10 protein-coding genes are annotated in these 12129 nt (G+C 71.9%); 6 read left to right on the forward strand and 4 right to left on the reverse strand.

The annotated features are described in order from the left end of the window. Window positions 1-65 precede the first annotated feature (65 nt). The 4 genes from CRP50_RS15980 to CRP50_RS15995 form a co-directional block, all read right to left on the reverse strand. Window positions 66-1004, reverse strand: a complete 939-nt coding sequence (locus CRP50_RS15980) for an EDSAP-1 family PEP-CTERM protein (protein WP_176525208.1) — start codon at window positions 1002-1004, stop codon at window positions 66-68. A gap of 371 nt (window positions 1005-1375) precedes the next feature. Further along, window positions 1376-2617, reverse strand: a complete 1242-nt coding sequence (locus CRP50_RS15985) for a pyridoxal-dependent decarboxylase, exosortase A system-associated (protein WP_097280182.1) — start codon at window positions 2615-2617, stop codon at window positions 1376-1378. A gap of 2 nt (window positions 2618-2619) precedes the next feature. Then, entirely contained in the window at window positions 2620-4218 is a 1599-nt protein-coding gene (locus CRP50_RS15990) for an acyl-CoA ligase (AMP-forming), exosortase A system-associated (RefSeq protein WP_097280183.1), read from the reverse strand. Window positions 4219-4261: 43 nt separating this feature from the next. Beyond that, entirely contained in the window at window positions 4262-4465 is a 204-nt protein-coding gene (locus CRP50_RS15995) for a hypothetical protein (protein WP_097280184.1), read from the reverse strand. A gap of 188 nt (window positions 4466-4653) precedes the next feature. Between CRP50_RS15995 and CRP50_RS16000 the strand changes: the two genes are divergently transcribed. The 6 genes from CRP50_RS16000 (at window position 4654) to CRP50_RS16025 (ending at window position 12058) form a co-directional block, all read left to right on the forward strand. Next, on the forward strand, window positions 4654-5970 hold the full coding sequence (locus CRP50_RS16000; protein ID WP_097280185.1) for a putative O-glycosylation ligase, exosortase A system-associated: 1317 nt from the start codon (window positions 4654-4656) through the stop codon (window positions 5968-5970). Beyond that, complete coding sequence (locus CRP50_RS16005; RefSeq protein WP_097280186.1) at window positions 5967-7265, forward strand: glycosyltransferase; 1299 nt, start codon at window positions 5967-5969, stop codon at window positions 7263-7265. The genes CRP50_RS16000 and CRP50_RS16005 overlap by 4 nt, the downstream gene beginning before the upstream one ends. Window positions 7266-7347: 82 nt before the next feature. Next, window positions 7348-7896, forward strand: a complete 549-nt coding sequence (locus tag CRP50_RS16010) for a C-type lectin domain-containing protein (RefSeq protein WP_097280187.1) — start codon at window positions 7348-7350, stop codon at window positions 7894-7896. A gap of 4 nt (window positions 7897-7900) precedes the next feature. Next, window positions 7901-9646: a hypothetical protein gene (locus tag CRP50_RS16015; RefSeq protein ID WP_097280188.1), complete on the forward strand. Its 1746-nt coding sequence runs from the start codon at window positions 7901-7903 to the stop codon at window positions 9644-9646. A 23-nt stretch (window positions 9647-9669) separates the two neighbouring features. Further along, window positions 9670-10755, forward strand: coding sequence for a polysaccharide deacetylase family protein (locus tag CRP50_RS16020; RefSeq protein ID WP_176525209.1), 1086 nt, complete (start codon window positions 9670-9672; stop codon window positions 10753-10755). Between the two features lie 28 nt (window positions 10756-10783). After that, window positions 10784-12058, forward strand: a complete 1275-nt coding sequence (locus CRP50_RS16025) for a right-handed parallel beta-helix repeat-containing protein (protein WP_097280189.1) — start codon at window positions 10784-10786, stop codon at window positions 12056-12058. The last annotated feature ends 71 nt before the right edge of the window (window positions 12059-12129 follow it).

Here is a 12129-nt window from a genome sequence, read left to right on the forward strand (position 1 = left end):
TGGGCCGGAGCACCTGGCTCCGGCCCGAGGTTCGTTCGTGCGAGACAGAGGATGACGCCGACGGATCAGGCGGCCTTGTCGCTGCGGCGGCGGCGAATGGCGCCGATACCGAGCATGGCCAGGCCGGCGCCCAGCAGACCCACCGTGCCGGGTTCCGGCACCTGGATCTGAGCATTCACCACGGTGGTGGCGGTGTGGTTGATGGAGAAGTTGTAGCGCACGCCGCGATCGAGGGTGATCGGCAGCAGCACGCTGCCGCTCTCGTTGAAGGCCGCGGAGGTGAACTCTTCCGAGATCGCCACGCCGACGTTCAGGTCGGCCGGGGCCAGCACGAGCGGGGTCGGGCCGCCGAGGATGGTGACGAAGAAGCTGGCGCCGGCGGAGGCGTCCTGGATGCCGCCGTCGATTTCATGCGCCACGAACAGGTCGATGATGTAGTCCAGCGACAGCACGAGGTCGACGGTGCCGGAGCCGTTGAGCTCCAGTTCGAACTCCACGCCGCCCTGCGAGGTGTTGGTCGAGGTGGCGCGGCCGATGGTATCGCCGTCGACACGGGACTCGCCCATCACGATGGAGGTCAGGCCGGTGGTCGGCCGCACGCCGGACACGATGGCGCCCTCGATCGACGCTTCGGCGCGGGCGAAGTCGGTTTCGAGCGGTGCGGAGCAGGCGCCGCCGTTCTCGACGCAGGTCGCGGTCGACAGGGAGTTGCCGGCGACGTCGTCGATGATCGTGGTGCCGTTGTAGCTGAAGTCGTCGGTGACCGTCGGCGCGGTGACGGTGCCCGAGGTGCTGAGGAAGGCGGTGCCGCCGACCGTGTCGGTGAACGACAGGTAGGAGAAGTCCGCCAGGTCCACCACGCCACCGCCGCCCGCATAGTTCAGCGTGACGTTGGAGAACTGGGAATTGGAGTAGCCGTAGACGTCGGCCTTCGCCGCGCCCGCGGTCGCGACCGAGAGCGCGAGCGCCCCGGCCAATGCCACGTACTTCAACGGTTTAACCATCTTTGCCATCCTTCTTGCAGCGGGTTCGGCGCCCTGCGCCACACTGACGGCGGCGTCCGCGACGCGCCTGCCCCGTAAAAGCACGGGCCGTGCCAAGCCGCTCAAGCCTTTGTAAAAGCTGCATTATCTTCTTATCGCGGGGCTTTTCGCGCGGCGGTTTGGCAAGAATTCCGACGCCACCTCCGGCGGGCATCCGGCCCGGATCCGCCATTTCGGGGCTCCCGTCCGCCTCCAGGCGGCAAAGCGGGCCGAACCGGGCGTCGAATGGCCTGTCCGCCAAGGAAAAAGGCCCGTGCGGGGCTGGAAGGCCTGCCGACACGAGCCTTTCGAGATACGCCGGACGGTGAAAGCCGCCGGCGCGGGGCGAACCCTCAGACCAGCACCTCCGCCGGGCCGCCGTGGCCGAGGAAGCCGTGCGGGCTCGCCGAGGCGCCATAGGCGCCGGACTGGAAGATGACGACCAGATCGCCCACCTCCGCCCGTGGCAGTTCGACGCGGTCGGCCAGCAGGTCGATGGGGGTGCACAGGCAGCCGACGACGCTCTGCGTCTCCACCGCCGCCGCCGCCATGCGGGTGCCGAGGACGACGGGGTAATTGCGCCGCAGCACCTGCCCGAAGTTGCCCGTCGCCGCCAGGTGGTGGTGCAGGCCGCCGTCGGTGACCAGGAACACCTGCCCGCGCGACACCTTGCGGTCGACCACGCGGCAGACGTAGACGCCCGCCTCGCCGACGATGTAGCGGCCGAGTTCGATGCCGAGCCGCGCCTCCGGCAGGTCGCGGGCGAGGCGGTCGGACAACGCCGCCATGCCCTCGCCGACCACCGCCAGCGGCAGCGCCTCGTCCTTCTCGTGGTAGGGGATGCCGAAGCCGCCGCCGACGTTGACCAGCTCCGGCGGGCCGGGGGCGTGTTCGGTCAGGCGCAACACCAGGTCGACGCTCTTTTCCTGCGCCTCGCGGATGAGCGCCGGGCGCAGGGCCTGGCTGCCCCAGAACACGTGGAAGCCGACGAAATCGGCGTCCAGCTCGGCGATGCGGCGCAGCAGTTGCGGCACCTCCTCGGCGTCGATGCCGAACTGCTTGGCGCCGCCGCCCATGCGCATGCCGGAGCCGCGCAGGTCGAAGTCCGGGTTCACCCGCACCGCCACGCGCGGCGCCACGCCGATGCGGGCGGCCTCGCGCGTCAGCACTTCCAGCTCCGCCGGGCTTTCGATGTTGACGGTGACGCCCGCCGCCACCGCCTGCGCCAGTTCCTCCGCCCGCTTGCCGGGGCCGGCGAAGCTGACGTGGCTCGGGTCCATGCCGGCATCCAGCACCTTGGCGAGTTCACCGGCCGAGGCGACGTCCATGCCGTCCACCAGCCGCGCCAGATGGCCGATCACCGCCGGCATGGGATTGGCCTTCACCGCGTAGGACAGGTGCAGGCCGGCCGGCAGATGGTGACGCAGGGCGGCCACCCGCTCGGTCAGCAGGCCGCGGTCGTAGGCGTAGAAGGGCGTCGTGCCCACCCGCGCCGCCAGCCGCCGCAGCGGCAGGCCACCGACCACCAGCTGGTCGCCGCTCACCGGGAAGCCGTGGATGCGGCGCAGGTCGGGGTTGGTCACGGGCGCGTTCATGCTCAGGCTTCCTCCCTGCGGAACAGATCCTGGTGGGCGAGTGCCAGACCCTTGCGGTCGGGCTTGCCGTTGGCGTTGCGCGGCATGGTCTCCAGGGCGACGACGTGGCGCGGCACCATGTAGGCCGGCAACTCCGCCCGCGCCGCCGCCAGCAGCGCATCGATGTCGAGCGCGCCGCCTTCCGGCCCGGTCGCCGCCACCACCACCGCCTGCCCGAGGTCCGGATGCGGCACGCCGATGGCGACCACCTCGCCGACCAGGCCGGTGGCATAGAGCACTTCCTCGATCTCGGTCGGGCTGGTGCGATAGCCCGAAGTCTTGATCATCTCGTCCTCGCGGCCGATGAAATAGAGGAACCCCTCGGCATCCATCTTCACCGTGTCGCCCGACCACACCGCCATTTCGGGGTGCGGGATGCCCGCCTCCTGCCCCGGCGCCGGCCTGAAGCGGGCCGCCGTGCGCTCCGGGTCGTTCCAGTACCCCAGCGCCACGAAGGCGCCGCGGTGGACCAGTTCGCCGGGCTCGCCGGGGGCGCAGGGGGTGCCGTCCTTGCGCACCACCATGATTTCGGCATTGGGCACCGCCTTGCCGATGCTGTCGGGGCGGCGATCCACCTCCGACGGCGGCAGGTAGGTGGAGCGGAAGGCTTCCGTCAGGCCGTACATGAGGTAGGGGCGCGTGGTCGGCAGCAGGGCGCGCAGGCGGTCCAGCACCGGGCGCGGCATGCGGCCGCCGGTGTTGGCGATGTAGCGCAGGCGGCGCGTCGCTTCCTCCGGCCAGCGGCACTGGGCCAACTGCACCCACAGCGGCGGGATGCCGGTGATGCCGGTAACGCCTTCGGCCGCCGCCGCCTTCACGGCGTCGCGCGGCAGCAGGTAGTTCATCAGCACCACCCGTGCGCCGACGGCGAAGGCGGTGGTCAGCTGGCTGAAGCCGGCGTCGAAGCTGAGCGGCAGCAGCGACAGGATGCGGTCCTCGGGGCCGTTCTCCAGGTACTGCGCGACGCTGAAGGCGCCGGCCAGCAGGTTGCGGTGACTGAGCACCACGCCCTTGGGCAGGCCGGTGGAGCCAGAGGTATAGAGAATGGCCGCCATGTCGGCGTCGATCACCCGGTACGGCAGGGCGCCGCCGACGGCACCGTCGGCCATCACCTGGGTCCAGCGCAGCACCTCCACCCCGTGCAGGCCTCCGGGCATCTCGGCAGGCGGATCGACCAGGACGATGCACCGCAGGTCCGGGCAATCGCCCAGCACCGCGCGCAGCGCCTCCAGCCGGGCGGTGGAGGTGACGAGGACGCGGACGTTGCAGTCGCCCAGGATGTGCGCCACCTGACGGCCCTTCAGCACCGGATTGACCGGCACGAAGACACCACCGGCGTGGGCGGCGCCGAAACAGCCGATCACCGTCTCCAGCCGCTTGTCGAGGTAGACGGCCACCCGCTCGCGCCGGTGCAGCCCACCGGCCACCAGGCCGCGGGCGAAGGCTTCCACCGCCTGGGCGAGGTCGCCGTAGGACAGGCTCTCGCCGTCGCAGCGCAGGGCGACCGCCAGCGGATCGCGCAGGGCCGACGACAGGATCAGCTCGGACAGGCGATGGTGCATGGATGTCTCCGGAAGAAGAGGAAGCGGTGCCGCGGCCGGCGGTTCAGCGGCGGTCCGGACGGGGCCGGCGGCCGGCGCGGGCGCGGGCCGCAGCCTGTTCGGCGGCGGTCGGCTCGTCGGCGGGCGGCGGCTTCATGCGGCACAGGCCGGTCTGGTCGCGGATGCGCTCCGCCCCGTCGTTGTGCACCAGCCAGTGCATGACGTAGAGCGTGGCGCCGAGCGCCAGCAGAAGCAGTCCAGTCTCCACGGGCGGCGGCCTCCGGCTGAGGGAGTGGGAGCCCGTCCATGAATACCAAGGGCTGGTCGCCCCCTCATCAACTCACGCGGTCTAAGCCGCGGGGCACGGGGACTAAACCCGACGGGTGACTCCTAATCGAGCCCCCTGCATGCCATCGTCTTGTGCGCCTACTCTTCCGCCAGGACCGCCGGGACGCCATGCGCGACATCGCCATCATTCTGTATTTCCTCGCGCTGGTGCCGATGATTCTGCGCTGGCCCTTCCTCGGCATTCTCGGCTGGTCCGTGGTGTCGTACATGAACCCCCACCAGCTGGGCTGGGCCTATACGGAAAGCCTGCCCTTCGCCATGCTGGTCGGGCTCGCGACCATCTTCGCCTTCGTCATCCAGCCGGGGCGCAAGAGCATTCCGCTGCAGCCGCTGACCATCCTGCTGGCGGTGTTCTTCGGCTACACGACGCTGACCACCCTGTTCGCGGTGGCGCCGACGGCGGCGACGTCCAAGTACGTCGAATTCTTCAAGATCATGCTGATGACGTTCCTGACGATCCCGCTCATGGCCTCGCGGGAGCGCATCCATGCGCTGGTCTGGGTCATCGTGCTGGGCGTCGGGTTCTACGGCGTGAAGGGCGGCATCTTCACCCTCATCACCGGCGGCGACCACCGCGTCTGGGGACCGCCGCACACGGTGATCGCCGACAACAACCAGTTGGCGACCGCCCTCATCATGCTGCTGCCGCTGGTGCGCTACCTGCACCTGCAGACGGCCGACAAGTGGGTGCGCTACGGCCTGCTGCTCGCCATGGTGTTCATCGGGGTGTCCATCGTCGGGTCCTACTCGCGCGGCGCCTTTCTCGCCTGCTTCGCCTGCCTGACGTGGATGTTCCTGAAGTCGCGCCACAAGCTGCCGGTGTTCATGCTGGGCCTCGGGCTGGTGGTCTTCATGCTGTTCCTCATGCCCGACCAGTGGTTCTCGCGCATGCAGTCCATCGAGGACTATGCCAGCGACCCGTCGGTGCAGGGCCGCTTCGACGCCTGGACCTACGCCTTGCGGCTGGCCGAGATCCGCCCGCTCATCGGCGGCGGCTTCGCGCCCAACTACAACGAGGAACTGTTCATGACCCTGGTGCCGGACGCCTTCAAGGTCCGGTCGTTCCACAGCATCTACTTCGAGGTGCTGGGCGAGCACGGCTGGCCGGGCCTGATCCTGTTCCTGACCATCGGCGTCACCGGCCTCGTCACCGCCCAGCGCATCGCCGCCCAGACCCGCGACCGCCCGGACCTGACGTGGGCCCACGACCTCGCCTCCATGGTGCAGGTGAGCCTGGTGGGCTTCGCCGTCGGCGGCACCTTCCTCAACCTGTCCAACTTCGATCTGTACTACCACATCCTCATCCTGCTGGTGCTGACCCGCGTCGTCATCGCGCCGGACCTCGCCAAGGCGCCCGAGCCCTTCCGCACCCGCCCCGCCACCGCGGGCGGCGGGGCGGCGCTGCCGGGGAGTGCGGCGTCATGAAGGTGCTGCTGGTCACCGGCTTCTTTCCGCCGCACGCGCCGCTCGCCGCGACCCGCGCGCCCGCCCTCGCCCGCTTCCTGCGCGAGCGCGGCCACGGCGTGCGGGTGATCGGCGCCCGCAACACCGATTTCCCGCCGGTGCTCGACCACGGCCTGCCGGAGGAGGACGTCACCTTCGCCCCCGTGGACGCACCGCAGAGCGCCCGCCTGCTGCTCGGCGCCCTCGTCCGCGGCAACGCCGCCGCCTGGAGGGGCCTCGCCGCGCCGCTGCGGACGGCGCAGGCCATCGCCGCCTGGCCCGACCAGCGCATCGGCTGGTTGCCGCACGCGCTGGAGGCCGCCGACCGCCTGTGCGCCCGCTGGAAGCCCGATGTCATGGTGGCGAGCGTGCCGCCCCATTCCGGCCTGCTGCTCGCCCGCCGCATCCACCGCCGCCACGGCATTCCCTGGGTGGCCGACCTGCGCGACCTGTGGACCGGGCACCCCTACTACGACGGCCGCGGGGTGGTGCGCCTGCTCGACGGCGCGGCGGAGCGGCTGGCGCTCGGCACGGCGGCGGGGCTGGTGACGGTGACCGAAGGCTGGCGCAGCCTGCTCGCCCGCCAGTGGCCGGGCAAGCCGGTGCGGCTGGTGCGCAACGGCTATGAGGAGGCCGACGACACGGCGGACCCGTCGGCCGAGGCCGAGGGGCCGCTGCGCATCGTCTATTCCGGCGTGCTCTACGGCGCCCGCCGCGACCCGCGGCCGCTGTTCGCCGCCGTCCGCACGCTCGGTCTCGGCCCCGACGACATCGCCATCCGCTTCTACGGCAGCGAGCCCGACCTCGTGCGCGCCCACATGGCCGAATACGGCCTCAGCGAGCCGGTCGTGGAGGTGCTGCCGCCGGTGAAGCGGGCGGAACTGCTGCCCATCCAGCGGGCCGCCGACGTGCTGCTGCTGCTGCGCTGGAACGACCCGCGCGAGAACGCCGTGCTGGCCGGCAAGCTGTTCGAATACATCGGCTGCCGCCGCCCCATCCTGTCGGTCGGCCTGACCACGGGGGAAGCCGCCGACATCCTGCGCGACGGCGGGCTCGGCGTGGTGGCCGACGACCCCGCCGTCATCGCCGCGCACCTCACCGATCTGCTGGCCGCCAAGCGGGCCGGCGGCGTTCCCGCCCCGCCCGCCGCCGCCGCCGAGAGCCACGCCCGGGCGCGCCAGTTCCTGCACCTGGAAGACCTGCTGCACGAGGTGACGGCGGCGCCCCGGCCCGCCCCGGCGGCCGCGCCGGTGGGCGCCGTGCGGCGGGGTTCCTAAGGTGTACGTCGTGAAGCCGAATGGACGCCGCTGCCGCCCGCTCCCTACCATCGGGAGGCACGCCGCTGCGGAGGGAAAGAGCATGTTCAGGAAGGCCCTCGCCGGGCTCGTCGTCGCCCTGTGCACCGCCACGGCGGCGGCCCCGGCCGTCGCCGACGGGCCGGAGAAGATGGTCGGCCCCATCTGGAACCCGCACACCAAGTCCTACTTCGGGCTGGTGGACTCGCTCAGCAACAGCCGCACCTGGGACGAAGCGGCGCGCGCCGCGGCGTCGCGCTGGTTCAAGCGCACCCAGGGGCGCCTCGCCGTCATTCCCGACCGCGACACCCACGACTTCGTCATGACCACCTTCGCCAAGGCGCTCAACGACGACACGTGGTTCGGCCTGCGCTACTTCTGCTCCATCCGCAAGCTCATGTGGGTGGACGGGCGCATCCTGGAGACCTCGCCGGCCGGGGTGTGGCACCCGCAGTGGTTCCGCACCGCCAAGTCGAGCTGCGAGGGCGTGCGCTCCATGGGCTACATGCCGGTCTATTACCGCGACATGGGCGGCGTGGCGTCGTGGCAGGCCTCGGGCGAGATCAAGCGGTTCTACGACTACCTGATCGAATTCCCGACCGGAAAGCCCTGAGCCCATGGCCGCCCTCTACGCCGTCTCCGGCCTGCCGGAGGACCGCCTGCGCGCCGCCGCCGACGGCCTGGACGACGCCCTGCGCCGCCAGGGCTTCGGCGGCCTGCGGCGGTTCCGCGGCGGCGCCGGCATCGTCGGCGTCACCGGCCCGCTGGAGGGCGAGGCGGCGGCGCTCGTCCATGCCGAACCCGACGGCAGCGCCACCATGGTCTGCGCCGGCACCTTGTTCTACCGCGGCCACGCCGGCGGTGCCGCCATGCCGCGGCTGCTGCGCGACGTGCTGGCGGGGCGTGTGGAGGAAAGCCTGCTGTGGGGCTGTTTCGCCGTCGCCGTGGTCGCCGCCGACCGGGTGATCGTGTTCGGCGACCGCACCGGCACCTTCCACCTCTACGCCGCCGAGGGCGGCCGGCTGGTGTGTTCGTCCTTCCTCGCCCTGGCCGAGATCCTGCCGCGCCGCACCGTCGATGCGACCGCCGCCTACGACTACGTGTTCCACGGCGCGCCGCACGGCGGCATCACGCCCATCGCCGGCATCGGCCTGCTCGGCCCCGCCACCCGCACCACCACCGACCGCGACGGCCGCCAGATCACCGAGGGCCGCCCCTGCCCCATCCCCGACGAGCGGCGCGGCGAAACCCTGGACCAGAGCGCCGAGCGCTGCCTCGCCGTGCTCGACTCCCGCTTCGAGGACGTCGCCGACGGCTTCCGCGACCGCGCCGACACCGCGCTGTCCGGCGGCTACGACAGCCGGCTCATCGTCGGCATGCTGCGGCGGCGCGGCAGCACGCCCGCCCTGCACGTCTATGGCCGCGCCGACAGCGACGACGTGCGCGTCGCCCGCGCCATCTGCAGCGGCGAGCGGCTCGCCCTCGACCACACCGACAAGGCGCGCCGCAAGCTGCCGCGCGACCCGGCGGAGATGGCGGCCATCGTCCAGCGCAACCTGATCGCCTTCGACGGCTGGCCGTGCGACGGCGTGTTCGACGGCGGCGGCGACCTCGATACCCGACTGTCGCGCGTGCGCGGCGGCCGGGTGGCGCTCAACGGCGGCGGCGGCGAGGTCTTTCGCAACTTCTTCTACCTGCCCGACCGCCCGCTGACGCCCGACGAGATGCGCCGCGTGTTCTGGCGCCAGTACGATCCCGAGGTCGGCGGCGAATTGTTCGACCGCCGCGCCTATGCCCGCGACTTCGCCCGCCGCATCGGCGACACCTTCGGTGTGCCGCCCGACCTGCCGCTCGACCGCCAGCGCATCGACGGGCTCTACCCCTACTTCCGCTGCCGCTGGTGGATGGGGCGCAACACCAGCCTCAACGCGCGCTTCGGCGCCGGCCTGACGCCCTTCGCCGACCCCGAGGTGGTGGCGGCGGCGCTCGCGAGCCCGCGTCGCCATCGCAACTTCGGCCGCCTGCAGGCGCGCATCATCCAGCGCGCCGACCCGGCGCTCGCCGCTTACGAGTCCGCCTACGGCCACGCCTTCGACCGGCCGCCGCCGCTGGTCCGCCGCGTGAAGGAGGGCCTGACGCTGGCCCGCCCGCCATGGCTGCGGGCGCGCGGCTACGGCCTGCGCCGCCTGCCCGCCAAGCTGCCGCCGGCGCTCGACCCGGCGCGGGTGGCGGGCGTGCTCGGCCCGACCATGGCCTATGTCGGGCGGCTGTTCCGCATGGACCGGCTGCGCGACCCCGGCCAGCTCAACCGGGCACTGACGCTGGAGGTGCTGTATCGCCACCTCGACGCCGAATGGGCCTGACACCGTTGCCAGGGAGCCGCCGCATGTTCCGCACCGCCACCCATCGCCCGGCCGACCTGCCGCCCGGCCATTCCCCGGTGCTGGCGGTGATCGTCGATACCGAAGAGGAATTCGACTGGACCAAGCCCCTGTCGCGCGGCAACCGCGGCGTCACCGCCATCGACGCGCTGGAGGCCTCGCACGAGGCGGTCTACGACGCCCTCGGCCTGAAGCCGGCCTACGTCATCGACCACCCGGTGGCGGCGACGCCGTCGTCGGCCCGCATCCTGCGCCGCCTGCAGGACGCGGGGCGGTGCGAGGTCGGCACCCACCTGCACCCCTGGGTCAACCCGCCCGACGCCGAGATCGTCACCAGCACCACCTCCTACGCCGGCAACCTGCCGGCGGAACTGGAGCACGCCAAGCTCGCCCTGCTGACGGACGTCATCGGCGACGCCATGGGCCGCCGCCCCATCCTCTACAAGGCCGGGCGCTACGGCGCCGGGCCGAACACGGCAGGCATCCTGGCCGGGCTCGGCTACCGCATGGACGCCAGCGTGGTGCCGTGGATGAGCTTCGGCGACGACGGCGGCCCCGACTTCCGGGCCATCCGGGTGCAGCCCTACTGGTTTTCCGGCGACGACGACGGCGCCGGCGAGCCGCTGCTGGAACTGCCGCTCACCAGCGGCTTCTGCGGCCTGCTACGCGGCCTCGGGCCGCGGCTGCACGGGCCGGTGACGCGCCCCCTCGGCATGCGCCTGCACCTGCCCGGCCTGCTCGCCCGCAGCCGCCTGTTCGAGCGCGTGCGCCTGTCGCCGGAAGGCTGCACCCTGGCCGAGATGCAGCGCCTGACCCGCGCCCTGCTGCGCGACGGCGTGCGCGTCTTCACGCTGACCTACCACAGCCCCTCGGTCGCCGTCGGGCACACACCCTATGTGCGCAGCGAGGAGCAGCGCCGCGCCTTCCTCGCCACCATCGCCACCTATGCGACGTGGTTCCGCGACAGCCTGGGCGGCACCTTCCGCACGCCGAGCGAGATCCTCGCCGTCCTGCAGCGCCCCGGCGCCGATCGCGCCCCCGGCGTCCCGGCCGACGGCGACCGCCCTGCCGCCGCCGCCCGCGTCGCCTGATTTCCTCCTGCCCCGGGAGACCGCCGCCATGTCCCAGATCCGTGCCGTCCTGCTCGCCGCCGCCCTGTCCGCCGCCGGCCTCGCCGGACCGGCCGTGGAGGCGGCCGCGGCCACCCTGGAGGTCGGGCCGACGCGCCAGTTCTTCCGCCCGAGCGACGCCGCCAAGGTGGCCCGCGACGGCGACGAGGTGGTCATCGACGCCGGCGTCTACGAAGGCGACGTGGCGGTGTGGAAGGCGAACGACCTGGTCCTGCGCAGCCGCGACGGCCGCGCCCACCTGCAAAGCAACGGCGCCGTCGCCCAAGGCAAGGCCATCTGGGTCATCGCCGGCAGCGGCGTCACGGTGTCGGGCATGGAGTTCTCGGGCGCCGCCGCCGCCGACAAGAACGGCGCCGGCATCCGGCTGGAAGGCGGCGGCGACCTGACGGTGCGCGACAGCGTCTTCCACGACAACCAGATGGGCCTTCTGACCGGCAACGAGGGTACGTCGACCATCGTCATCGAAGGCTCGGAGTTCTACCGCAACGGCGAGGGGGTGGAGGGCGGCAACCGCGTCGGCCACAACATCTACGTCGGCGTGGCGAAGAGCTTCACCCTGCGCCATTCCTCGTCGCACCACGCCGTGCGCGGCCATCTGGTCAAGAGCCGCGCCGCCCGCAACCTGATCGCCTACAACGAGCTCGCCGACATGATCGACGGCACCTCGAGCTATCTGGTCGACCTGCCGGTCGGCGGCGACAGCGTGCTGATCGGCAACGTGTTCCAGCAGGGGCCGGGCACCGAGAACCACACGCTGGTGTCCTACGGCGCCGAGAAGAAGAACGCGCCCATCGGCCGGCTCTACGTGGTCAACAACACCTTCGTGAACCAGAACGACGACGGCATCTTCGTCGCCAACTACGGCGTCGAGCCGGTGACGCTCGTCAACAACCTCTACCAGGGCCCCGGCCGGCTGGTGCAGGGCGACCACCGCCAGCAGGCCTTCCTGCACGCGCCGGCCCGCATCGGCGAGAAGGGCCTGGTGGCGAGCGTCATGGAAAACCCCGGCCAGTTGCTCGACCTCGCCAAGGCGATGATCGCCGACGGCGGCGACGTGGGCGGATTCGCCTTCCGCGACCCGCTGCAGCTCGACTTCCACCTCACCGCCGCCAGCCCCGCCATCGACCGCGGCATCGACCCCGGCAGCACCCCCTGGGGCGAGAGCCTGCTGCCCGCCGCCCAGTACCGCCACCCGCTGGCGGAGGAACCGCGCCGGGTGAGCGGCGCGGCGCCGGACCTCGGGGCCTACGAGTTCACCGACTGAGGCGCTTCACCCCGCAAACGGCAGATGGCCGGGGCGAGCCCCGGCCATCGACTTTCCGGGCGAACCCGGCA

Source organism: Caenispirillum bisanense (assembly GCF_900230255.1).
GTDB lineage: Bacteria > Pseudomonadota > Alphaproteobacteria > Rhodospirillales > Rhodospirillaceae > Caenispirillum > Caenispirillum bisanense_A.